Source organism: Lewinella sp. IMCC34183 (assembly GCF_003390915.1).
In the GTDB taxonomy this organism is placed as follows: Bacteria; Bacteroidota; Bacteroidia; order Chitinophagales; family Saprospiraceae; genus Neolewinella.
Map to the genome: position 1 here is coordinate 455,070 of NZ_QMEM01000003.1, position 22,458 is coordinate 477,527.

Consider the following 22,458-nt stretch of genomic DNA (forward strand, 5'->3'; position numbering starts at 1 on the left):
CTCGAAGGTACGGGGCTATTCTCCGGGGTACATCACGCCAATCTGCTTGCGCACGTCGGTGAGGGTACGGTGCAGCAGCAGGCTGTCGTGGAGCGACCAGCGCGCTGATTCGGTACGTCCCGCGCGCACGTCCTCCATCACGGCCGCGGCCTCGAACTGGTAGCCGTGGCCCTCGAAGCTTTGGTAATGGTTCTCCGGGGGGGTATCCCGGTCGCGGAGGACGCTAAAGCCCTGGGCGTGGTGGAAGCGGCCGTGAATGTGGAGTTCCGCCTCGGAACCCAGCAGCAGGGCGTCGGTCTTGGTTTCCCCAAGCAGGGTGGAATAGCAGTGCGCGAGGCGGCCGCCGGGGTAGCGCAGGGTCACCTGGGTATCGACGTCGGCGCCGAGGTCGGTACGCCGGGCGGTGGCGTGCAGGGATTCCGGCGCCCCGAACAGGAACTGGGCAAGCCAGACGGGGTAGATGCCGATATCGAGCAGGGCACCGCCCCCCAGGGCCGGATTGTAGAGCCGGTCGCGGTCGAAATCCTCGCGGGGTTGCCCGCGGAATCCGAAATCGGCGCGCAGGCTCTCGAGGGTGCCGATACCGCCGGCATCGACGAGGGACTTCATCTCCACGATCGAGGGGATGAAGACGCTCCAGAGCGCTTCCATAAGGTAGGTACCCGTTTTGCGGGCTACAGCCACCATTTCCTCCACTTCCTGGTAATTCAGTCCCAGGGGCTTCTCGCAGAGTACTGGGATACCCCGGCGGAGGCACATCAGCGTCAGATCGCGATGTCCGGTGTGGGGGGTGGCGATGTAGACGGCATCCACCCGCGGCCCGTCGAAGGCGGCGGCGTAAGAGCCCGCGGCGTGTTCCGCTCTGAAATCATCGGCGAAGGCGCGTGCCCGTTCCAGCGAGCGGGATCCTACGGCTACCAGTTTGGCGTCGTCGGTGCGTTGCAGGTCTTCGGCGAATTTGCGGGCGATCTTGCCCAGTCCCAGAATGGCCCAGTGGAAAGTAGCGATGGCTTGATGCTTTGGTGGCCGGCTAAAGTAGGTAATTCGGGCGGCGGGCGCGGGTGCGGAGGTTTTGGGGCGGCGCTAATGTTAACTGTGTGTTAAGAAATGGAAACTGGTACGTACGGCTAGTGGCCGGTCGAGTAGTGGCCGGTCCGCTAGCCGCCGGTCCGCTAGCCAATCACCCGACTTAGTTTAACTTTCAAACTAACCAACTTATCCCGCCTGCGCCTGTTGTATTTCCGATTATCCAAAAACCACCCCGTATGTCCGCCGAACTTGATCTCGCCACGCAGAACCTGAAACGCCGCGGCTTCCTCGACCTCGACGTAGATCCCACGCTCGACCTGGCGAAGGAGATCAACAAGCTGAAGAAGGAACGCAACGCCGTCATCTTGGCCCACTATTATCAGGAGTCCGAGATCCAGGACATTGCCGACTACATCGGCGACAGCCTCGGGCTCAGCCAGCAGGCCGCCAGTACAGATGCCAATATTATCGTGTTCGCGGGCGTGCACTTCATGGCGGAAACGGCCAAGATGCTCAGTCCCCAGAAGAAGGTGCTCCTGCCCGACCTCAAGGCAGGTTGCAGTCTGGCGGATTCCTGCCCGGCACCGGTCTTTGCCAAGTTCAAGGAGAAGTACCCCGACCACGTCGTAGTGAGCTACATCAACTGCACCGCCGAGCTGAAGACCCTCACCGACATCTGCTGTACCAGCACCAATGCGCGGCACATCATTGACTCCATTCCGGAAGACCAGCCCATCATCTTCGCGCCCGACGTGAATCTCGGACGCTGGCTCGTGAAGGAAACCGGCCGCGACATGGTACTCTGGAACGGTAGCTGCATGGTCCACGAGATCTTTAGCCATGAGAAGGTGACCAAACTCAAAATCGCCCACCCCAAGGCCGCCTTCATCGCTCACCCCGAATGCGAGGCTCACATTCTGGATATGGCCGATCACGTCGGGTCCACCTCCAGCCTGCTCCGCTTTACCCGGGAGAGCGGATACGATGAGTTTATCGTCGCCACCGAGCCCGGCATCATCCACCAAATGGAGAAGGAGAGCCCCGGTAAGACCTTCTACCCCGCCCCGCCCAATAATACCTGCGCCTGCAACGAGTGTCCGCACATGAAGCGGAACACCATGGAAAAGCTCTACCTGTGCATGAAGTACGAGCAGCCTGAGATCATCTTGCCGGAGTGGGTCATTGAGAAGGGCGTGAAGAGCATTGACCGGATGCTGGAGATTAGTGCTGCTGCTGGTTTGTAGACTACCGTTGAATACAGAGGCTTTTTTCCAGGTGAAGTGGGAAGCTGTGGGTCTTTGCTCTTATTCTCGGCGTTGAGGTATGTAGCGTGCGCTTCGCGCGATAAAGGCTAAACGCAGAGGAAGGGAGGGACGCTAAGGTGCGCGGAGGAATTGGGTCAACTAGGGTTGAAGACCTGCGGTCCGTAGTTTTAGTCGCTGTGCGACTCATCGTGCTAAACACGGAGGCTTCGCTCACGGAGGGGTTCACAGAGGTGCCACAGAAGAACCCAACTGTCCTGCAGGGAAACATTTGGTACCGGTAGAGGCAACAGCGGACCTGGTATTTGCTGGACAGAAGTGATACGAACCCAATCCAAGTAGTTCTGGGCTACTTGTGTGAAACCTGGCCCAGCCGTTCCTATGGAGATATGTAAATACACCTTTTCACGATTGCCCGCTAGAGAGACCGTACCGTATCAAACGGACGGTGATAGCAAGGCCCGGCAGTAAGGCGGCCAGGCCGTAGAATAGACCCATCATGAAGAAGAAGCCGCTGCCGCTCCAGCCTTCGGCCATTCGCAGCAGCAGTCCGATCAGCAGGTTGACGGCGAAAAATCCCAGGTATTCCGATAGTCGACTGCGGCCCCGGAAATCCGCGTAGCGACGCCAACCTCCGCGGTAGGCGCCCCATATGTTCCGGACCGGAGGCGGTAGGGTCACTCAGTAATGTCGAAAGTATACTCGATCACCTCGGTGACGGGGCGCCCATTGCTGTCGCTCTGTTCGAGGAAGATGTCGATGCCGAGGGTTTCGGGGGCCGTTTTTTCGGCGCTGTCGAAGGTCACCTGCAGGGTGCCGCTTTCGCCGGGTGCGTACACGGTGCGGTCGTCGTGCTCTACCGTGGTACAATCACACGCCTGGATGAGCATCACCTGAGCGGGTACGGTGCCCCGATTGGTGAAGGTGTAGGTGAAGCTTTTCTTGTCTCCCTTGCGGACGGGACCGAGGTCAATTGTCCGTGCATCAAAGACCAGAATCGGTAGACCAGCAATTTCGGCGGCCGGCTTGCCGTGAAGGCTGCTCATCGTACTGATGGAATCGATGGGATATACGGATGACTGCGGCATCCCGTTGCGGTCAGGACCTTCCAGGGCACGCTCGATCACGTCGCGCCGAATGATTATCTCCGTCGGGCCCTCGAGCACCTTGAATTCCGTCCGCCGATTGAGTTGGTGGGCCAGTTCCTTGAGCTCGTTGTCCTGAAGGGCATTGATGTAGTCTTCGGTGAGTACATCACCCACCGCGAACGCACCGGTACGCTCGGCGAGGCGCTCCGTGATTACCTGTGGCTGGGTTTCGCCGTACCCTTTAAATTTAATCCGGGATGCCTCGATCCCCCCCTGGCTGATCAACCACCGGCGGGCGGAGTCGGCGCGGCGCTGGCTCAGGCTCTGGTTGTAGCGGTCGTCGCCCCGGAAGTCGGTATGGGAGCTCAGCTCGATCACCATGTCCGGATATTCGTTCATGATCTCCGTCAGGGCACGCAGGTCGCCTTCGGCATCGGGCCGGATATTTGATTTATCGAGGTCGTAGAGGATATTCTCCAGGGCAATCGACTCTTCGATCTCGATGGTGTCGTATACCGCAATGGTAGAGGGATCCTGCCTCAGAAAGAATACTTGCTCGAAGCTCTTGCTTTCGACGAGGCCCAGGGTGCTCAGCTCCACCGTATCGGGAAAGTAGCCGGGGTGGGAAGCCACCACGCTATATTCCGTTTCGAGCTCGAGGCCGAAATCAAAGCGATTGCCGTTGTCGCGGGTCTTTTGCTCGCCGCTGCCAACGGGCCGTCCGTTGCGGATAGGCTGCAGTTCAATGGTGCCGTTGTTGAGGGGCTGCCGGTCCTCGCTGAAGAGTCCCACCACGAGGTTGGCGTACAGCGACGGAATTTCGAAGGCGTAGATATCGTCGCAGCACGTCTTACTCTTTACCGAGCGTCCCTCACCGGGGCGGTTGCTGGTCATGAATCCTACCAGGCCTTCGTTATAAACACTCAGGCTCTGGTCGTCGACGCTGCTGTTGAAGCCCGGCCCCATATTCTCCGGATCGCTCCATATACTGCCGTTCCACGCGGAGAAGAACAGGTCAGTACCCCCCATCGTAGGTAGTCCGTTGGTACTCCAGTATAGGGTGCCGTCGAAGTAGAAGGGGGTCATGTCGTCGCCGACCGTATTGATGGTGGGACCGAGGTTGACGGGGGCGGCGTAGCTGCCGTCGCCGTTGTAGGTGGCGTAGTAGATATCGAAGCCGCCGAAACCGCCGTCCATATCGCTCACGAAGAAGAGTACCTCGTTGCCGAACAGCTCTCCGGTAGCCGGCTGCAGGGCCAGGTAGTCGTCGCTGTTGATACCGGAAACGGGATTGCCGCTCCGCCAGCCATCTTCGTCCTCATCGCTGACGTAGATCTTGGCCTGGTCGATGCGGTTGCTGTTCATCAGCAGGCGGTTGTAGTACAGGCGCCGGCCGTCGGCGCTGATATTGGGGTTCGCGGAGTGGACGCCCGGACGGTTGACCTCGGGGCCGAGGGGTTCGGGACGTTCCCATTCTCCCTCGTCGTCGCGGGCACTGCTATAGATGCGAATAAATTGGCCCTCATCATTGGCGTTGATGAGTTCGACGGGACTACTCGCCTTCACCGTAGCGTAATACAGTGTATTCCCGTCCGCCGAAAGAACCGGTGAGTATTCACTCCATACGGTGTTGATGGCACGGTCCAGGAATTCAAGCTCTACCTCGCTCGTTTCGGTAGGAGCGTCGCGGTAGAGCCGGGCGCCCTCAATCTCCATACGGGCCAGTTGCTCCAGTACGGTATCCTGATTAAACTGCAGGAAACTCTCCAGGTAGGTAACGGCCTCATCGTACTGCTGGTCCATCTTCAACAGGCGGCCAAAGTAGAAACGATGGATGTTGTACGTGCTGTCGGTGGGCTGCACCTTGCGGAAGGCCCGTGTGTACCCCCGGATACCGGCGGCAACGTCGCGCAGTTCGTAATTCATCTGCGCGATGAGCGGCAGCAGGTCTTCGTCCTCCTCGATATCGTAGGCCTGGTCGTAGTTGTCCAGCGCGACCGACCAGTTGTAGCTGACCCGGGCGGAATCGGCGGCCGCCAGCAGCTGCTCCAGGTTAGAAGAGCCGGAAAGCGGCTGCGCCAGCAGCGGCAGGCCGACGACGGCAAACAGGGCGACCAACAGCCAGTGGATATCCCGGGGGGTGTCCGTAAGGGTACGTATCATGAAGGGTCGGAGGTAGTTAGGTAATAAGAACGGGTCGGGAAGGATTTCCCACGCGGCCGCGTCAGATTTTCGGGCACAGCATCGTGGGTACGACAGTTGGCTTCTTGTAAATATTGATGATGTACTGGGCCGAGAGCTCGAAAGCTCCCTGGTAGTTGTCGATCGTGCGCGCCTGGCTCAGCGTGATATCGTAGCTGAGGGCTGCCCGCAACTGTTCGTAATCCAGTCCCACCAGCACCTGCGCCGCGTCGCCCGTCCGGTAGCCGAGTCCGAGCCGCAGGTTGACGTTGGGCTTCAGCGCCCGGCTGCCCCATGCCTGCAGGGAGACGGAGGTCACCGACGCCGACGACTGGGCAAAAACGGAAGGCTGGAAACGCCAGTTTCCGTCCATTTCGAGGTCGAGGCGGGCATGGCCGTGGAGCGTGGGTTTGCGGCGACGGTTGTCTTCGTTGTTGCTGCCTACGGGCGGGCCGCCGCCGGTGGTGTCCCGGGAAGTAGGGACCAGGGTATTTTGCTTCGGATTGTTGAGATGAAGCAGCGAGATACCGGCCTCCAGCTTATTCTGTTTCCGGGGGTCAAGTACGGAGCGCAGCATGATGCCGGCGTTGATGTTGTTGTAACTCTCTCCGTCACTGCCCTCCTGGTTGAGTTGAAACTCTCCCTGCGACTGCCCGCCGCCGCCCAGTGCGGGGTCGATCGTCAGCTGCTGGACGAGGCTCGTACCGTTCACGTCCAGGCTATAGGTAGTGCTACCGTACTGGGCTCCGAGGGTAATGACGTTGCGGCGATTGTTGTCGAGCGACAGGTGGTAGGCCGCTGAAAAGCCGAAGTAATTGGACTGCAGCCCGAGATCCGCTCCCATCCCCGACTGGTCGTTGATGAGGTTGGCGCCGACGCCGATCCAGTCGAACTTCCGCAGGCCCCGAATGATCGGCGCATCGACGTAGGCGCTGGGCGTGCTGAGTCCGTTAAGCGTGTACCACTGTCCGCGGTAGATCCCCCCTACCCGCACCGTACCGCTATACGCACCGGTCTGGGCCGGATTGAGCCAGAGGGGGTTGTAGTCGTGCAGGGTAAAGTGCGTATCCTGTGCCCCTACTGCCAACGAGCAACAGAAGGACAGTAACGCGAGCAGGTAAAAGCTGGATCGCATGGGCCATGTTTACGGCCGAAGATAAGCACCAGCGGTTACTTCCGGACGAGGGGCTGTTTGTACACGGGCACCGTGCTGCAGGGCTCTCCGAACATGATGGAACGGGCTACCGGCCGCAGGCGGGCGGTGACCTCGAGGTAGGCTGCCGGGGGCACCGGGCGGTCGCCGCACCCCTTCACTACGATACGCTGCCCCGCGTAGGCGTCCGTATCCAGGCCGGCGATGGTCTCCCGGTAGTAGTCACGCAGGTATTCCGCTTCCGAGCCCTGGTAAATATCGGCGGCGTAGGGAGCGGCGGCGGCGGCAACCAGCATATAGGCCCAGGCCGGGATGATGGCGTCGGTAGAGCAGTGTACGAGCAGGACTTTGTCCTGGTACTGACCGAAATCGTGCTCCTTGATGGCTTCCCGGAAGTCCTTCTCCTTAAGGATAAGCTCCTTGAAGAGATAGTCCTTCAGATCAAATTCAACCAGGGGCCGGGTGGGCCACCATTCTTCGAGCTTGAGGGTGATGAGTCCGGAGGCGGCAACTTTATTAACCATGGGCGGGGGGTACTATTGGTCGGCGTCCACCATCAGCTCCTCGGGTTCTCCGATGGTGCTGTCGGGCAGTTTGAACTCCCGGGGCTGGGGAAGGTCGTTGAGCGACCGAATGCCGAAGTAATCCATAAACTTGTCGGTCACGCCGTACAACAGGGGTTTGCCCACGCTGTCGGCCCGACCGGTAATGGTAACAAGCTCCTTTTCCAATAGTTTCTGTAGCGCGTAGTCGCAGCTTACGCCCCGGATCTTCTCCAGGTCCGACTTGGTCACCGGCTGCTTGTAGGCTATGATACTGAGGGTTTCCAGGGCCGAACGGCTCAGTTTTTTGGTGCTCTGCTGCCGCAGGTGGGTGCCGATCGTCTGGTGGTAGGCTCCCTTGGTCATGAACTGGTATCCCCCGGCGATCTCTACCACCTCGAAGCTGTGTTCGGCGTGGTCGTAGCGCCGCTTGAGCTCCCGGATAGCGACCAGCAAGTTCTCCTCCGCAAACTCCATTCCGACGCTTTCCAGCAGTACCGACTGAATCTCCTCCAGGGGAATGGGATGAGGGGAAGCGAAGATCAGGGCCTCGATGTGTTGGGGGAGGGAGGTCAAGTGGTCTCTTAGTTCTGTAGTTCTTCTTAGTTCTGTAGTTCTGTAGTTCTGTAGTCGCGCGCAGGTCTCCGTGCTGCTCGCTTCGCTCGCAGCGGGTCAAAGATAGCAGGACTACCGAACTGCCAGCGACCGCAGGGAGCGAGACTACCGAACTACCAGCGACCGCAGGGAGCAAGACTACCGAACTACCGCAAGGCGCAGCCGAGCGCGACTATTCCTCTTCAAAGTTGCCGCGAATGTGCTGCAGAATGGATTGCAGACGCATAAAATCATCCTCGCTGAGTCCCGCCCAGGTCTGTTGCCGCAAGTCGCGGACGTAGGGCGATATCCGGTTGTGTATCTGCCGGCCGGTGGGGGTAATGGAGACGAGGTAGCGGCGGCGGTCGTTAGGGTAGCGACGGCGTTCGACTAGTTTCTTGCGGGCGAGCTTGTCAATGATGCGGCTGACCGTGGGGGCATCCTTGTAGGTGCCGTTGGCGAGCTCGGTCTGGCTGGCATCACCCTGCGAGAACAGGCGGTCGAGCAGCACCCACTGTTCGGTACTGATGTCGATCCCCTCCTCGCGGAAGGCGCGCAAGTAGTGTTGCTTGAGCAACCGGGTGGTCCGGTCGAGCATAGTGCCGACGTTGGGGTAAGCCAGGGGTTTCACGCCGGCTAAGGTAAGGCAGTAACCAAACTATCCCGGTAGTAATCGGCAAGTAATCGCTCGGGCAGCCAGTGACTGCCGGCGTACCGGTGGATATCGACCGAGGGCAGCGGCTCGTACATCCGCGTCAACCGGTCGTGGTGCAGCAGGGGGTCGCTGTCGCCCACGAAGACGGTACAGCGAATGTTGCGCTGGTCCAGGGCCCGCTCGAATTCCTCGGGCGCGGGCGGAAATCCCAGAACGCTGCGGAGGGTACCGGCCAGCCGCCGCCGGAAGGGGCGGTCGTTGAGGTTGTACTTCAGGTACTCGGCGGAGTAAGTGTTGATGATGCCGCGCTTGGTCAGCCAGCGGGAAAGACGGAGGATGGTCCGCGGACGTTCCGACAACTTGGCCAGCGGGCGCACCAGCGACGATGGCAAGGTATCGATCCAGTTGGTATAGCGTCCGCCGGCACCGTCGGGGGCGACGAGCAGGATGTCCTGGAGCTGAGGGTGCTCCAGGTGCGGCAGGCAGGCACTTACGTAGCGGCCACCCAGGCTATGGCCCAGCAGGTAGACGCGGCGGTCGGGGTAGCGATCCAGGAGTTGCTGGAGCATAGCGGTGAACTGCGCGAGGTCATAGCGATCACTGTACCACTCCGACTCGCCGTGGTAGGGCAGGTCGGGCGCGAGTACGGTAAAGTCCCCGCCGAGCCGCTCGCCCAGGCCCGCCATCCGGGCACCACTACGACCAAACCCGTGCAGGGCGATGAGTACGTGCGGTCCGTTACCGAACTGCCGTACGTGCAGGCGGTCGTCCGGCGCGTCGGAAAATTGTTTGGGGTGGCTTCCGGTGAGCCAGAAAGAAGAATTCATAGGCCGGGGGTGACGGGTTTGGGGTAGAACACCGCAAGAGGCAGAAAATATTAGGTGCAAACAGATATTCCACCCGCCCGGGGGGTGCCCGCTCCCTGCGGCGGCCGTGGTTTCCGTTACAACTCTACGCCTTCCACCCCGATACCGAACAGCGCAAAATCGTAGCGTGCCGGGTCTTCGGGGTCAAAGCGCCGCAGGTTATCGGTAAGTTCCATTACGGCCTGCCAGTCGTTCTGCTTACGGGTGAGCAGGCCGAGCGCACGGGCGGTCCGCTCCACGTGGACGTCGAGGGGTACGCAGAGCTGATGGGGCCGGATGCGGGTCCACATACCCAGATCGACGCCCCGATCGTCTTGCCTCACCATCCACCGCAGGAACATGCACAGGCGCTTGCACCGCGATTTGCGGGCGGGGGTGGCGACGTGCTTCCGCGTCCGGTGGGGGGCGTCCGGCAAACTGAAGAAGAGTTCGTGGAAGCCCCGCAGCGCCGGCTCGATGGTCGTGCTCTCCGGGGTCAGGTGGCGGGCAAAAGCATCTTCGAGGCTGTCGTGGCGCGCGTAGTACCACTTGAGCCAGCGCAGGAAGTAGGTCGTATCCGCGAAGGTGAAGGTGCGGTGTTTCCAGTCGCCCAGGGCGGCCGCCACCCGCTCGGGCGAGTCGCCGTGCTCCACGACGAAGCGGTAGGGCTCCCCGCCCATGGCCTCGACCAGCTGGTGGCTCTTGTCGATGATGGTGGCCCGCCGCCCCCAGGCCAGGGTAGCCACCCAGAATCCGACGATCTCGCGGTCGCGGGGATCATCAAAGGCATGGACCAGCCCCAGCGGATCGTCGGGGATGAAGGCCGGGGTATTGAAGCGATCGTGGTAGTGCTCGAGGATCTCGCGTTGCCGCTGTTGCTTGGTGTTGTTGCGCACGGGAAGAGTACGGTTGGGTCCGGGGTTTGGTTGTTCGCATTACCTCAGTGTTTTGGTTTCTCACAGATCGCCTGCGGCGGTACGGATTGGCCGGGCCGCTACTCCGTGAAAATCTGTGGACTATCTGTGTGAATCTGTGTGAAACCCAGGCAAGTGCCTAAACCCAAGGTTTACCACAGATCGCCTCCGGCGACACGGAGTCCGCTGCGCTCCAACACAGATGCACACAGATTTTTCCCGCAGTACTCCATCAAGCCCCACCAGGCAATCAGTGAAAATCCGTGGACTATCCGTGTAAATCTGTGTGAAACCCAGGTAAGGGCCGAAGGCCCACGCCTAAACCCAAGGTTTCTCACAGATCGCCTCCGGCGTCACAGATTTGGCTGCGCTCCGGCACAGATGTACACAGATTTTTCCCGCAATACTCCATCAAGACCCACCAGCCAACCAATAAAGATCTGCAGACTATCCGCGTAAACCTGTACGAAACCCAGGCAAGCACCAAGGCCCACACCCCTCACTCCCCCACCATCCGCAGGTAGTCTTCCACCGTCTCCACGGCCGCCGCGCGGCGCTGCTCGTCCGGAAAGGGACCGCCGCCGGTTCGTAGCTGCCGACGGAGTTTCAGCGCTTCGGCGGGCTCCAGTACCCGACCGGCCCAGGAAAGCTCGGCCCGGTCTTCCAGCCAGCGGTCGATGATGTAGAGGTCGGACGGATCGCCCAGGTCGGCGTGGGTGTATACGTCGACCCCTTCTTCCGGGGAGGTAGTGGCGTAGTCGCGGCTGCGCACGTTCTTGAAGTAGAGGTGATCGGGATCGCTGACGTAGTCCGCCCCCCGGGCCGCCCGGCGGTTGCGGGCATCGCCCTCGCAGCCGGAGAGGAGGAGGCAACAGAGGAAGCAAAGTGACAGAATCCGCATTAGCCGGGGGTTGTCCCGCTATAATGTAGGTTCCTACATATGGTTCGCCGGGCGGCCGTTACCTTCGCTGTCCGCCCCCAATTTCCCCTATGCGCTGGATCGCCCCCGCCGTCGCCGCCGTCGCCCTCACCGGATGGCTCCTCCTGGCCAGTCTGGCCAATCCGTTCGGACTGCCCCTGCCGGCCCTCGGCCCCTTCTTCGACCCCGGCCACGGCTTCTGGCAGAATGCCGGCGAAGGCCCCCGCATAAAGCAGCTGAACTTCCACCTTGACCACCCCGTGGCCCGCGGCGAGATCCACTTCGACGACCGCGGCGTACCCCACATCATCGCCGGCAGCCTGGAGGCCGCCTGCTTCCTGCAGGGCTACGTCAACGCCTACGACCGCATCTGGCAGATGGACATCAGTACCCGCTCCACCGAGGGGGCGCTGGCGCAGGTGCTAGGGGAATCCATGGCCGCGCGCGACCGGGCCCAGATCCGCAGGGGCTTCCGGGAAATGGCCCGCCGTACGGTGGATACCATGCGGCAGGATTTTCCGGCCGATTACGCCGCCGTGCAGGCCTATTCCGACGGCGTCAACGCCTACCTTGACCAGCTCGATCCCGACGACTATCCCCTGGAGTACAAACTGCTCGGCCACCGGCCCCTGCGCTGGTCTCCCTACCGGACGGCCCTGCTCCTGAAGGGCATGTCCGCCGGCCTGAGCGGACGCTACGCCGACGCGGAAGCCACCCGCACCCGCGATTGGCTGGGGCCGGCGGAGTTCAACAACCTCTTTCCCGAGCGCTTCCCCGAGTCCAGTCCGGTCGTACCGGAGACGCGACCGGCCGACCAGGTCAGTGCCTTCTCCTTCTTCCCAAACCTGACCCGCCCTTCCGCTCCGCCGGAGAACGCGGCACCCGCGTCCCCGCAGGATGCGTACCGGTATTTCCCGCCCGACCCGGATAACGGCAGCAACAACTGGGCCGTGGCGGGCAGCCGCTCGAATACCCGCAAACCCATCCTGGCCAGTGACCCTCACCTCTCCCTCACCTACCCCAGCGTATGGTACGAGGCACAGATCACCTTTCCGGGCTGCAACGCCCGCGGCGTGGGCCTCGTGGGCGCGCCCGGACTCATGATGGGCTTCAATGACTACGTAGCCTGGGGGGAGACCAACGTCGGCCACGACGTGACCGACTGGTACCGGATCGACTGGACGGACGAAAGCCGCGACGCCTACCGCCTCGACGGCGCAGAAACCCCCACCCGCTGGGTGAACGATACCCTGCGGGTGAAGGGAGAACCGGACGAGATCGTACGCACCCCCTGGACCGTCTTCGGCCCCGTACCCGAAACCGAGGGGCCCTACGCCGAGATGGCCATGCGGTGGCTGGCCCAGGACGAGCCCGGCAAGGAAGTGCGCCCGCACACTACCGTCATGACCTTCCTGAAGCTGATGCAGTCGCGCAACTACGGCGACTACGTCGAGGCCCTGCGGGGCTACGTAGACCCGGCACAGAACTTCATCTTCGCGGCGCGCGACGGAGCTATCGCTATCCGGCCTAATGGATTCTTCCCGCTGCGGGAGCCCGAGGAGGGACGCTTCATCCGGGAGGGCGACAGCCTGAAGAACGCCTGGAGCGGTACCATCCCCTTCGAGGAACGGCCGGTAGCGTACCGGCCCGGCCGCGGTTTCGTGAGCTCGGCCAATCAGGTGACCACGGGGCCGGACTACCCCTATTACTACCTGGGCTTCTTCGACGAGTACCGGGGCCGCTACATCAACCGGGTGCTCGAAGAGCAGCCGACGATGAACCAGCGGCGGATGAAGGAACTCCAGCTCGACAGCTACTCCCTGCTGGCCGAGGAAATGGTACCCTACCTGCTGGCGCGCGTCAACCGGTCGACACTTACCGGTGAGGGACGGCAGCTATTGCGGGTGCTTTCCGAGTGGGACTACCGCTACGAGGGCGACAGTCGCGCTCCTGCCCTCTTCGACGACTGGAGTCGGCGGGTGTACGACCTGACCTTTGACGAATTGCCCCGGGACAGTCAGCTGCTCCGCCCCGAACTGTGGAAATTCAATGCTCTACTGCGGGACGACCCCGAGAACATCATATTCGACATCGACTCCACGACGGACGTGCGGGAGACGGCGGCCATCCTGACGCAGCGTGCCTTCGACGAGATCTTGGACGAGCTGGAGGGCACTCAGCCAGAAACCTGGGCCGGGCGCCGCAACGCCCGCATAGAGCACCTCGCCAAGATCCCCGGATTCGGCTCGCCGCTGATCACTACCGGTGGTGCGCGCAGCGTGCCGCGGGTGGTGAGCAACGAATTCGGCGCCAGCTGGCGCATGGTCATCGAGCTCGGCGAGAATCCCCGGGGTTGGGGTGCCCTGCCCGGCGGTGCGTCCGGCAACCCCGGCAGCGAGTTCTACGACGACGGCTTCGAGGAGTGGGCCGAGGGCCGCTACCACGAACTCACCCGCTGGAGCCGGCCGGTGGAGCCCATTGGCAGCTGGATCTTTGAATAATAACCTATGTATCGCTTATTTCTCTTGCTTCTGGTACTGCTGATCTGCCTGGCAACCCTCGCACTGGGAGGTCCCTGGTGGGTGCCGGCGGTAGGCGCACTGGTCTGTGCCGGGCTGCTACCGGTGTGGCGGCGGGCGGGCTTCTACTTTCCTTTCCTGGCGGCGGTGATGGTGTGGGGCTGCTACGCCGGCTACCTGCACCTGATGTCGGAGGGGCGCCTCGGCGACCGGCTGGCGGTGACCTTCGGGGTTCCGACGGGCTGGGTACTGGTGGTCCTCACGGCACTCTTCGGGGGCATCACGGCGGGGCTGGGCGGGCTGTTCGGCTCGTCGCTACGCATCGCATTGCAGGGGGGTAAGCGGTAATTTTGTTTCTTTGGTGGCATTCACCGCGGATCACGCAGCTTGTACTCGCGGATTTTTCACGGAACCGTACCTCCGGCCCGCGGCTGACGGTAGCGACACTAACCTTAACCAAACCTGAATGGATACTACGACCGTAAGGCACCCGGAAGACGGGGGCAGCATCTTTGGCCACCGGCCCGGACTTTTCGTGCTCTTCTTCACCGAGATGTGGGAGCGCTTCAGTTACTACGGGATGCGGGTGCTGCTGGTCGTCTTCCTGGTCGACGTTGCCTTCGGCGATACGCCCTGGGAGCGGGCCGACGCCCTGGCGCTGTACGGCATCTACACCGGACTGGTCTACTTCACCCCCATGATCGGCGGCATCCTGGCCGACCGGCTCCTCGGCTACCGCAAGGCGGTGGTGCTGGGCGCCTTCATCATGACGCTGGGCCACGCGGCCATGGCCTTCGAGACCTCCGGCCTGTTCTATACCGGCCTGGCCCTGCTGATCATCGGCAACGGCCTATTCAAACCCAACATCAGCTCCATCGTGGGGCAGCTGTACGATAAGGACACCGAACGCAAGGACGGGGCCTACACCATCTTCTACATGGGCATCAACGCGGGGGCCTTCCTGGGCATCCTGCTGTGCAGCTACTACGGCGAAAACCCCAACTACGGCTACGGCTACGGTTTCGGCCTGGCGGGCATCTTCATGCTGATCGGGCTGATCCAGTTCTGGTTCGCCCAGGACATCTTCGGCGACATCGGGCTCTCGCCCCGGCAGACGCGCGAACTGGAGGCCAGCAAATCTGACGTCACCGAGTCCCGCGCCGTGGAGCCGGAAGGCTTCACCGTCGACGCCTCCCTGGCACCGGTCGATGCGGAAGAGGACTTCACCCCCTCCGTGGGCGGCGACGACGACGGGCAGCGCGCCCTGATCTGGGGCGGCATCGGCTTCGCCGTGGCGGCCGTCTTTTACTTCCTCATCGCCACCTTCGCCGAGCCGCAGGCCAACGCCCTGCAGACCTTCAGCCGGGAGTTCATGCCACCCATCATCCTGGGCGCCGTGGTCGGCTTCGTGGGCTGGATCGTGGCGGACAAGTCGCTGAAGAAGGTAGAGCGCGACCGGGTGTGGTCGATCATCGTTTTCAGTTTCTTCATCATCTTCTTCTGGTGGGCCTTCGAGCAGGCGGGCGGTTCCATGACCATCTTCGCCCTCGACTACACCGAGCGCAACCTGACGGGTGAGGGAGCCACCTACTTCCGCATCGCGAATACGGCCATCACGGTCATTCCGGTGGTGGTACTGACCTGGGTACTGTTCAAGCTCTTCAGCATCACCTTCAAGAACTACAGCCTGTCGAATATCGTGCTCGGCCTGGCCTTCGTCATCATCTGGATCCTGATCGGCAACATGCTCTACGAGCAGTTCACTGAGGCCGCTCCGGAGGTACCCGCCGGCTGGTTCCAGATCTTCAACAGCCTGTTCATCATCTGCTTCGCGCCGGCCTTCGCCAAGCTGTGGGAGCGCAAGATCTCCTTCCTGCGGCGCGGCCCGATCAAGTTTGCCCTCGGCCTCACGCTGCTGGGGCTTGGCTTCGCGATCCTGGCCATCGGCTCGCTGAGCATTCCCGACGGGGCCAAGACGGCCAGCGTGAGCATGTTCTGGCTCATCGCCGCCTACCTCTTCCATACGCTGGGCGAGCTGTGCATCTCGCCGGTGGGCCTGAGCTACGTGTCCAAGCTGGCGCCGGTGCGCCTGGTGGGACTGATGTTCGGGGTCTTCTTCGTGGCCAACTTCATCGCCAACTTCGCCGCCGGCCTCACCGGCTCCTACATCGACGAGATCGCCGAGGCGGTAGGCCTGAGCGGCTTCTTCGGCATCTTCGCCGCGGTGCCGATCACCGCCGCGCTGATCTTTATTGCCATCTCCGGGTGGATGAAAAAGATGATGCATGGCATTGAATGACGGCCGCTGGTTCCAGCGCCTGCAGACGATCTTCTACGGTTTGCTCATGGCGCAACTGCTGTTCGCCATCGTGGTGTGGTTCCTCATCCGGGGGCAGGCGCCGCGCTACTTTATGGACGGCGAGACCGACCTGCTGGTGGTGGCCGGTTACGCCGTCTGCATGGTGGGCGGGGCGTGGTTCATCGACAACTTCCGCAAGCGCACGGTGCGGCGGCAGCGCAACTTCCGGGAGCGGGCCGCGAGCAGCTACCGGGCCACGGTGTACGTACGCCTTGCGATCATCGAGAGCGCGACCTTACTGCTGACCGCTATCGCCCTGCTCACTTTCAACTTCGAGCCGCTGGCCCTGGTGGTGCTGATGATGGGGGTGTTTTACTGGTTTAGGCCTACTGTTGAGGAGTTTGCTGAACGGTATACCTAGTACGCTGGTACTACTGTAAAGCCTTTGGCCCTGAATTAAAGCAGTTTTTCATCGCTTCAACCGCTCTTTGCTGTCTGCTTTTTCTGCGGGTGCGCTGGTGCGGGGGGCGTTGGTTTGCGGCGGTTGGGGCAGGCTTCTGAATTTGATCACTACCCTGTTTGCGGTTGCTTTCTACGTAGCGAACGCGCGGCAAGACTGGTACGAGATATGCACTGACCCGGTCTACCATCCGGCTGTGCCGTTCCGGGCCCACTTTCTCTCCAATGTCGGCAACTTCGTCGGCACGAAGCTGCCACGGATACGGGCAGCCCCATAGGTCGACCTACGGCCACCCTGACGAACCTCCGAACTTAGACTTCACCGGTGCTACCGCTTCTTGACGGTGCCCACCCGGGTGCTCTCCGGTGGCCCCAGGTAGCTGGGCTTCAGGCCGCCGGCGTCGATCACGAATTGCTGGAATACCAGGCCCGGATCCACCATCCACACCTTGAGCGTATGCTGACCGGCGGCGAGGTGGCCGTGGTCGGAATCCTTGATGCGGATATGGTCGGTGACCGAATTATTCCACCAGTCGGGATATTCCCAGTCGGGCTTCTCGTCGCCGGCGTTGATGTTGATGATCTGAGGAGACGCGTCGTCAATGGCGACGGCGTACTTCAGCCCCTCGTTCTTCTTGTAGTTGAGGGTCGGCGAGAGGTATGTTTCCAGCCGCACCGTCGCCGTATCCAGCAGGGTGAAGGTGTACTCCAGCAGGGGCGCGCCGGGGCCTGGCTCCTGCCGTGGGGCATCTGCGGGCTCCACCGTGACGGAGGATGCCGTGCGTCCCAGGTTGGGAACTACCGTCCAGTGGGCCTCCGCGGCGTCGCGGTGGCTACTGAAGTCGGCGGCTCCGATCGCTACCACTCCGTTATTCTCGATAAAGCCGGCCGCTTCCGGCATATCCCGTCGCAGGGGTACCGCGATAGTGAAGTCCTGCCCGGCACCGGTTACCGTGATTTCTCCGGAGGTGACGCCTTCCGGTACCCGTGGCCAGTCGATGCTTACCGTGACGGTTCCCTCGTAGGTTATGCTGCCGCCCTCACCAGAGAGCTGGATCCAGTCGTCGCTGGTTTGCAGGCGGTAATCCAGAGGAGTTTGCCCGCGGTTGAATATCTCCAGTCGGTACTGCTGGTCGTTGAGCGGGTCGAAGGGTGCGAAGGTGCGGCTGAACAGTCCCCCCGGCGACCAGCGGGAACCCGGCCCGTTCTCGACCACGTAGCCGAGGGCCGCGCCCTGTGGCACCTTGATGTAGGTGACGGCGGGCATTTGCTCCACCATGGGTTCGCTCCAGGTGGTATACCCGATGTGCTTCTGGTCCATGAAGTGATCCCATTTACCACCGGAGAGGGTGTCGTGGTAGTAGCGGATCAGTTCGGAGTCTTTGGCAAACTTCTCCCGGGCCAGGTCCGCGTAGTGGTTGGCGGATGCGCGGCCCTGCCGCGCATAGCGGGCGTTTTTGGCCGCCGCGATATACATCTCGTTCAGGTTCTGAGAGATCAGGATCGGGAAATGCACCAGTTGGTAGTACGCATCGCGGGACGCTTCGGGAAGTTTGGCGTAGACCGCGCTGCTGCGGTCGGCCAGCGACTGGTATTCTTCCAACACGCGGTCGGCTTCGCGGTAGTTATCGAGACTGTAGGTGTCCGGCTTCAGCATTTCCGGGGTGCGCCGCGCACTGTACTTGGTGGTCAGGGCGAGGATATTGGCGATCTCTTCGGCCTGCCGGTCACCGAACTGGCGGGCGGCCCATTGGGTGTAGTAGTTGGGCAGGTCGGCGGCTTCCAGGGTGGCGTCGTAGGCAAAGTCGAGGAAGAAGCTGATGGGCAGCTCCATGGGCTTGAGGTCACCGACGTTGACGATCCAGAGGTCCTCGACGCCCCATTCGTAGGAGAGGTTCATCTGCTCCCACACCCGCTCGATCTGGGTGACATTGAGGAAGCGGTAGGAGACGGGCCCGCCCACGAAGTCAAAGTGGTAGTACATGCCGTAGCCGCCGGCGTGATCGAGGTCCTCCTTCTTCGGCAGGATGCGGACGTTGCCCCAGTTGTCGTCGCAGAAGAGCACCAGGATGTCGTCGTCGACCCGCATGCCCTTGTCGTAGTAGTCCTGCACCTCTTTGTACAGGGCCCACACCTGCGGCGTTTCCGCGGCGGGCCGGCCGGTCACGTCGGCGATGATCTCGCGCTGGTCGGCAATAATGTCCTTGAGCAGTTTGACCGCCGTGCCTTCGCCCATGGCCTCGTCGCCGTCACCCCGCATACCGAGCGCCACGACGCTCTCGTAGTCACCCATCCGCTCAATGCCGCCCCGCCAGAATTCCCGCAGCTTGGGGGCGTTGGTTTCGTAGTTCCAGACGCCGCCGTCGTAGCGGCTCCACTCCTCGTGGTAGCGCATCATCGGCTCGTGGTGGGTGGTCGATATCACGATGCCATAGTCGTCGGCTACCTGCAGGTTCTCCGGGTCGTCGGTGGCGAATACGCGCGGGCGCCACATCGCCGGCCACAGGTAGTTGGCCTTGCTGCGCAGCAGCAGCTCGAACACCTTCTCGTAAAATTCGTGGTTGAAGGAGCCGAAGGTTTCGTCCACCCAGCCGGTCAGGGCGGGGGCCTCGTCGTTGAGGAAGATGCCCCGGTACTTGACGGAGGGGGCCGCCGATACGTAGCGATCCCGGCTTACGTACAGCTGCTCGTGTTGCTGTACCGGGGCGTCGGCCCAGTAGTACCAGGGGGAGACGCCCATCTTCTCGGAGAGCGAAAGTGCCCCGTAGGCTGCGCCCCGCTTGTCACTGCCGGCGATAACCAGGGCTTCCCGGATCCCGGGCAGCGGCCGCTTTACCGTCTGCACGACGTAGCGCTCCCAGCCACCGCGGATCTCATCGACGTCAAGCTTCCCGGAAGAGACCAGTTTATCGATGAACTCGCTCTTACCGACGGTGCCAATGATGACCACCCGGTCACTCGATACGTCACCGGCCGCGACGGCCACCTCCGGTCGCTTCCCGGTTACCCGCTCCACATCATCGGCGAGGAAACCGGCGGTCAGTTCCATCAGTTTTTCGTCCTCCGCGTCGTAAAGGATGGGCGTGGCGGCGGTACCGTCGACCAGGATAAATTCTTGCTTGCGGTCTACCGACCGGTCCATGACCTCAACCTGGCCAAGCAACAGCAGGGGGCAAAGCAGGAAGAGAAGGGATAGCGTTTTCATCGGAAGCTAGGTTAAATGGCACAATCGATTGTGTAATATACGGTGTTGTCGTTTGGGGTAAGTGTGGGTTGTCGGGTCAGTCCGAATACGGTGAGGCTGCGCCCATTGCGGGATGACTGAACCGCGCCACAACTCCGGGATCGGATGCGGCGCTGCTCCAGCAGTGCATTTCAGTACATACCTTGGATTGCTGGTTATTTAACCTTACCGCCGTCCTACAACCGGCTACGGACCAGCTTAGCTGTTACTCTGCCCAGTAACGCGGCTGGATCAGACGCAGGAACAACCGGTGGCTGTGCGCGCTCTTTCACTTGCTGAGTCGGGAATGCGGGACATTATTTTCTCCGTACTTTTTCATTTACGTATCTCCGGTAAACCTTCCACTTCGCATAGAGAGCCAGTAAGACTATTGCGGTATAAAGTAAGTTTTTATTTGCCCCTTCGATAGCTTCCGCCCACATAAAAAGTGCACTCCCTGCTACGTATCGTATTTCGACCCGGTCACCGATACTGAGGCGGTTAACCGTTCGGTCACTTCCCACGAAGCGTCCGTCCCGCTGACCGTCGATTCTGTCTACGTAGAAAACCACTACATCGTGGTGATCGATGGCAATGACCCGCCCCTGTGTAATTTTCCCTCTGTAGTACTTCACCACCTGGGATCCAAAGATCGCAACTACTGGTGTTGAGAAGGCGAGCATCAGCAACACTGCCTATATATCAGTAGTGATTGATGTTTTCGCCTTCATTATCTCAGTGTAGCGATCTAGGTTGCAAACGTACTAGCCTGATCAATCGGGTGATAGGGTAAGTACCGCGGCGGCACGTGCTCCGGTTTCCGGTCACCAGCTACACAAGCGTAGGGGCGGTGGTAGTGGTAGGTTGGCCCGCTGTATTTCTTGACCATACTGTTCAGTTGTTACGAGAACAATAGTAGCCTTGCTTCCCCTTGCAGTACTTGGGCGCTCATTTGACCAACTCCGATGATTGCGTTAGCTAGCTATCGCACCAAATGGCAAACCCCGGCCCAGCGGAGTAGCCTCCCTCCCACCGACCAAAACCGGCTCGGTTGCTAATCGCCACGAACCCGCCTTCGACTAGAACGCAGAAGAGCCAAGCGGATCAACCGCAACCCCCTGCTGCGTTCAGAAAAACCGTGACCGTAATGTCATTGTGAGGAAGCGCCTAATAGCTGCGCCCCATTCATCCCGCAACACTGCGGGATAGTATTTATTAGGCGACGGGAAGTGGTCTCGTAGAACTGGGTGGTGCCAATGACAAACTATCGACGATATCGTCCGGAATAGCGAATTTATAAGTATAGCTGCCAGAACGGAAGCATTTCACTACTTCACTCTCGATAGTGTTGAAAAGGATACCTCCGGAAAGAAATACATGATGTCGAATGAGTCCGGCAAGCAGATGTCCGCTTTAATACCTGACGGTTAACTGCGTTACTGCAAACCTTGCTGATACAAGATTTTAATCAGCTCGGTCACCCAATTCAATTCCATTATTGAAGGTACCATTATATGTAATGGAAGCTGGCATCTTGCTGGGAAGCGGATCAACATTAGTAAGCCGTCTGATGGCAGGATAATACCACCGGGCCCCGTATTCGTAGAAGCCGAGATCTACGTTCAGCTGCTTGCCAGTATACCGACACCAAGTAACCGATCACCTACACAAACCGCTCCCCGTGCTCCTTTTCCGCCTTAGCACGCAGGGCCTTGATCTCCTGCTCACGGTTGCGGGGGTAGACGAGCAGTACGTCGCCTTCGTCGATGACGAGGAGATCGTCGATACCGCCGACGACCACCAGCTTGTCCTTGGGGGCGCGGATGTAGCTGTTGTGGGTATCCTCGGTGATGATGGTACCGGACAGCACGTTGCCGTCATTATCCTTCTGGGTCTCGTGGTAGAGGGCGCCCCAGGCGCCGAGGTCCGACCAGCCGAACTGGGCGGGGATGGTGTAGATATTGTCGGCATTCTCCATGATGGCGTAGTCGACGGAGATGCTGGGCGTCTGCGGGTAGAACTCGTCGATGAAGGACTGCTCCTCCTCGGTGTTGTAGTAGTTCAGTCCCTGGGACAGCAGCGCGTAGATCTCGGGTGCGTACCGTTCGTAGGCGTCGAGGACGGTCTTGGCGCGCCAGATGAAGATGCCGGCGTTCCAGAGGTAGTCACCGCTCTTGAGGAAGCCCTTCGCGGTCTCCAGGTCGGGCTTCTCGGTGAAGCGCTTCACGCGGTAGACGTCCTCGGTTTCGGTGGTGGAGGTGTCGTCGAGAAACTGGATGTAGCCGTAGCCCGTATGGGGTGCATCGGGGGAGATGCCGAGGGTGACGAGGGCGTCGTTCCCCGCGGTAAATTTCAGCGCCTTATTGATGTTGGCGGCGAAGAGGGTATCGTTGACGATCAGCGCATCGCTGGGGGCAATGACGAAGTTAGCCTCGGGATCGAGGTTGTGCAGCTTGAAGGCCGTGTACGCCACACAGGGGGCGGTATTGTTACGACTGGGCTCGCAGAGCACCTGATCGGCGGTGATCTCGGGGATGTGCTCGAGCACCTGTGCCTCGTAGCGGGCGTTGGTGACGATGAAGATCTTGTCGGCCGTGGTGAGCTTAAGGAAGCGCTCGAAGGTCATCCGCAGCAGGCTCTTGCCGTCGCCGGCGATATCGAGGAACTGCTTGGGCTTATCTTCCCGGCTGGCGGGCCAGAAACGGGAGCCGACGCCGCCGGCCATGATCGCTACGTAAGTGTGGTTATCCATGGGTATACTCTGAGTGCGCAAGGT

At 61.0% G+C, this 22,458-nt stretch carries 17 protein-coding genes and 1 pseudogene; 5 read left to right on the plus strand and 13 right to left on the minus strand.

Translation table 11 applies throughout. The annotated features are described in order from the left end of the window. Nucleotides 1-15: 15 nt before the first annotated feature. Nucleotides 16-1,044 (minus strand): Gfo/Idh/MocA family protein, encoded by a 1,029-nt coding sequence (locus DQG19_RS21205; RefSeq protein WP_198661706.1) that lies wholly within the window; start codon nt 1,042-1,044, stop codon nt 16-18. A 221-nt stretch (nt 1,045-1,265) separates the two neighbouring features. On the opposite strand from DQG19_RS21205, the gene nadA reads away from it, so the two are divergent. Continuing rightward, the gene (gene nadA / locus DQG19_RS09515) at nt 1,266-2,273 is read left to right on the plus strand and encodes a quinolinate synthase NadA (protein ID WP_116126021.1); all 1,008 of its coding nucleotides are present in this window, start codon (nt 1,266-1,268) and stop codon (nt 2,271-2,273) included. Nucleotides 2,274-2,696: 423 nt separating this feature from the next. Here the strand turns inward: nadA and DQG19_RS09520 are convergent, their stop codons facing one another. The 9 genes from DQG19_RS09520 to DQG19_RS09560 form a co-directional block, all read right to left on the minus strand. Then, on the minus strand, nt 2,697-2,972 hold the full coding sequence (locus DQG19_RS09520; protein WP_116126022.1) for a DUF805 domain-containing protein: 276 nt from the start codon (nt 2,970-2,972) through the stop codon (nt 2,697-2,699). Continuing rightward, on the minus strand, nt 2,969-5,542 hold the full coding sequence (locus DQG19_RS09525; RefSeq protein WP_116126023.1) for an OmpA family protein: 2,574 nt from the start codon (nt 5,540-5,542) through the stop codon (nt 2,969-2,971). Before DQG19_RS09525 ends, DQG19_RS09520 begins: the two co-directional genes overlap by 4 nt. 61 nt (nt 5,543-5,603) lie before the next feature. Next, nucleotides 5,604-6,695 carry a PorP/SprF family type IX secretion system membrane protein gene (locus DQG19_RS09530; RefSeq protein WP_116126024.1) on the minus strand — a complete coding sequence of 364 codons (1,092 nt, stop codon included), beginning with the start codon at nt 6,693-6,695 and terminating at the stop codon, nt 5,604-5,606. A 35-nt stretch (nt 6,696-6,730) separates the two neighbouring features. Beyond that, entirely contained in the window at nt 6,731-7,237 is a 507-nt protein-coding gene (locus DQG19_RS09535) for a DUF2480 family protein (protein ID WP_116126025.1), read from the minus strand. 12 nt (nt 7,238-7,249) lie between these two features. Continuing rightward, the gene (gene scpB, locus DQG19_RS09540; RefSeq protein WP_116126026.1) at nt 7,250-7,831 is read right to left on the minus strand and encodes an SMC-Scp complex subunit ScpB; all 582 of its coding nucleotides are present in this window, start codon (nt 7,829-7,831) and stop codon (nt 7,250-7,252) included. Nucleotides 7,832-8,042: 211 nt separating this feature from the next. Continuing rightward, the gene (locus DQG19_RS09545) at nt 8,043-8,480 is read right to left on the minus strand and encodes a MarR family winged helix-turn-helix transcriptional regulator (RefSeq protein ID WP_116126027.1); all 438 of its coding nucleotides are present in this window, start codon (nt 8,478-8,480) and stop codon (nt 8,043-8,045) included. A gap of 5 nt (nt 8,481-8,485) precedes the next feature. Continuing rightward, nucleotides 8,486-9,331, minus strand: a complete 846-nt coding sequence (locus tag DQG19_RS09550) for an alpha/beta fold hydrolase (protein WP_116126028.1) — start codon at nt 9,329-9,331, stop codon at nt 8,486-8,488. A 116-nt stretch (nt 9,332-9,447) separates the two neighbouring features. Continuing rightward, nucleotides 9,448-10,245 (minus strand): TIGR02757 family protein, encoded by a 798-nt coding sequence (locus DQG19_RS09555; protein WP_232826472.1) that lies wholly within the window; start codon nt 10,243-10,245, stop codon nt 9,448-9,450. Between the two features lie 517 nt (nt 10,246-10,762). After that, entirely contained in the window at nt 10,763-11,164 is a 402-nt protein-coding gene (locus tag DQG19_RS09560; protein ID WP_116126029.1) for a hypothetical protein, read from the minus strand. 89 nt (nt 11,165-11,253) lie between these two features. Between DQG19_RS09560 and DQG19_RS09565 the strand changes: the two genes are divergently transcribed. The 4 genes from DQG19_RS09565 (at nt 11,254) to DQG19_RS09580 (ending at nt 16,421) form a co-directional block, all read left to right on the plus strand. Then, complete coding sequence (locus DQG19_RS09565; RefSeq protein WP_116126030.1) at nt 11,254-13,683, plus strand: penicillin acylase family protein; 2,430 nt, start codon at nt 11,254-11,256, stop codon at nt 13,681-13,683. 6 nt (nt 13,684-13,689) lie between these two features. Beyond that, the gene (locus tag DQG19_RS09570; protein WP_157974421.1) at nt 13,690-14,049 is read left to right on the plus strand and encodes a hypothetical protein; all 360 of its coding nucleotides are present in this window, start codon (nt 13,690-13,692) and stop codon (nt 14,047-14,049) included. Between the two features lie 118 nt (nt 14,050-14,167). Further along, nucleotides 14,168-16,000: a peptide MFS transporter gene (locus tag DQG19_RS09575; RefSeq protein ID WP_116126032.1), complete on the plus strand. Its 1,833-nt coding sequence runs from the start codon at nt 14,168-14,170 to the stop codon at nt 15,998-16,000. Beyond that, entirely contained in the window at nt 15,987-16,421 is a 435-nt protein-coding gene (locus tag DQG19_RS09580) for a hypothetical protein (protein ID WP_157974422.1), read from the plus strand. Before DQG19_RS09575 ends, DQG19_RS09580 begins: the two co-directional genes overlap by 14 nt. 366 nt (nt 16,422-16,787) lie before the next feature. On the opposite strand, the gene DQG19_RS09585 is transcribed toward DQG19_RS09580, so the two are convergent. The 3 genes and pseudogenes from DQG19_RS09585 to DQG19_RS09600 form a co-directional block, all read right to left on the minus strand. Next, nucleotides 16,788-19,664 carry a glycosyl hydrolase 115 family protein gene (locus tag DQG19_RS09585; RefSeq protein WP_116126034.1) on the minus strand — a complete coding sequence of 959 codons (2,877 nt, stop codon included), beginning with the start codon at nt 19,662-19,664 and terminating at the stop codon, nt 16,788-16,790. A 1,482-nt stretch (nt 19,665-21,146) separates the two neighbouring features. After that, a pseudogene (locus DQG19_RS09595) lies at nt 21,147-21,317 on the minus strand (RHS repeat-associated core domain-containing protein); the annotation flags it as partial. Nucleotides 21,318-21,345: 28 nt separating this feature from the next. Beyond that, nucleotides 21,346-22,434: a mannose-1-phosphate guanylyltransferase gene (locus DQG19_RS09600; protein WP_232826473.1), complete on the minus strand. Its 1,089-nt coding sequence runs from the start codon at nt 22,432-22,434 to the stop codon at nt 21,346-21,348. Between the last annotated feature and the right edge of the window lie 24 nt (nt 22,435-22,458).

Coding starts and splice junctions, on each gene's coding strand:
- nadA (WP_116126021.1), top strand. CDS start 1,266: ATGTCCGCCGAACTTGATCTCGCCACGCAGAACCTGAAACGCCGCGGC.
- DQG19_RS09525 (WP_116126023.1), bottom strand. CDS start 5,542: ATGATACGTACCCTTACGGACACCCCCCGGGATATCCACTGGCTGTTG.
- DQG19_RS09530 (WP_116126024.1), bottom strand. CDS start 6,695: ATGCGATCCAGCTTTTACCTGCTCGCGTTACTGTCCTTCTGTTGCTCG.
- DQG19_RS09535 (WP_116126025.1), bottom strand. CDS start 7,237: ATGGTTAATAAAGTTGCCGCCTCCGGACTCATCACCCTCAAGCTCGAA.
- DQG19_RS09550 (WP_116126028.1), bottom strand. CDS start 9,331: ATGAATTCTTCTTTCTGGCTCACCGGAAGCCACCCCAAACAATTTTCC.
- DQG19_RS09560 (WP_116126029.1), bottom strand. CDS start 11,164: ATGCGGATTCTGTCACTTTGCTTCCTCTGTTGCCTCCTCCTCTCCGGC.
- DQG19_RS09565 (WP_116126030.1), top strand. CDS start 11,254: ATGCGCTGGATCGCCCCCGCCGTCGCCGCCGTCGCCCTCACCGGATGG.
- DQG19_RS09570 (WP_157974421.1), top strand. CDS start 13,690: ATGTATCGCTTATTTCTCTTGCTTCTGGTACTGCTGATCTGCCTGGCA.
- DQG19_RS09575 (WP_116126032.1), top strand. CDS start 14,168: ATGGATACTACGACCGTAAGGCACCCGGAAGACGGGGGCAGCATCTTT.
- DQG19_RS09580 (WP_157974422.1), top strand. CDS start 15,987: ATGGCATTGAATGACGGCCGCTGGTTCCAGCGCCTGCAGACGATCTTC.
- DQG19_RS09585 (WP_116126034.1), bottom strand. CDS start 19,664: ATGAAAACGCTATCCCTTCTCTTCCTGCTTTGCCCCCTGCTGTTGCTT.
- DQG19_RS09600 (WP_232826473.1), bottom strand. CDS start 22,434: ATGGATAACCACACTTACGTAGCGATCATGGCCGGCGGCGTCGGCTCC.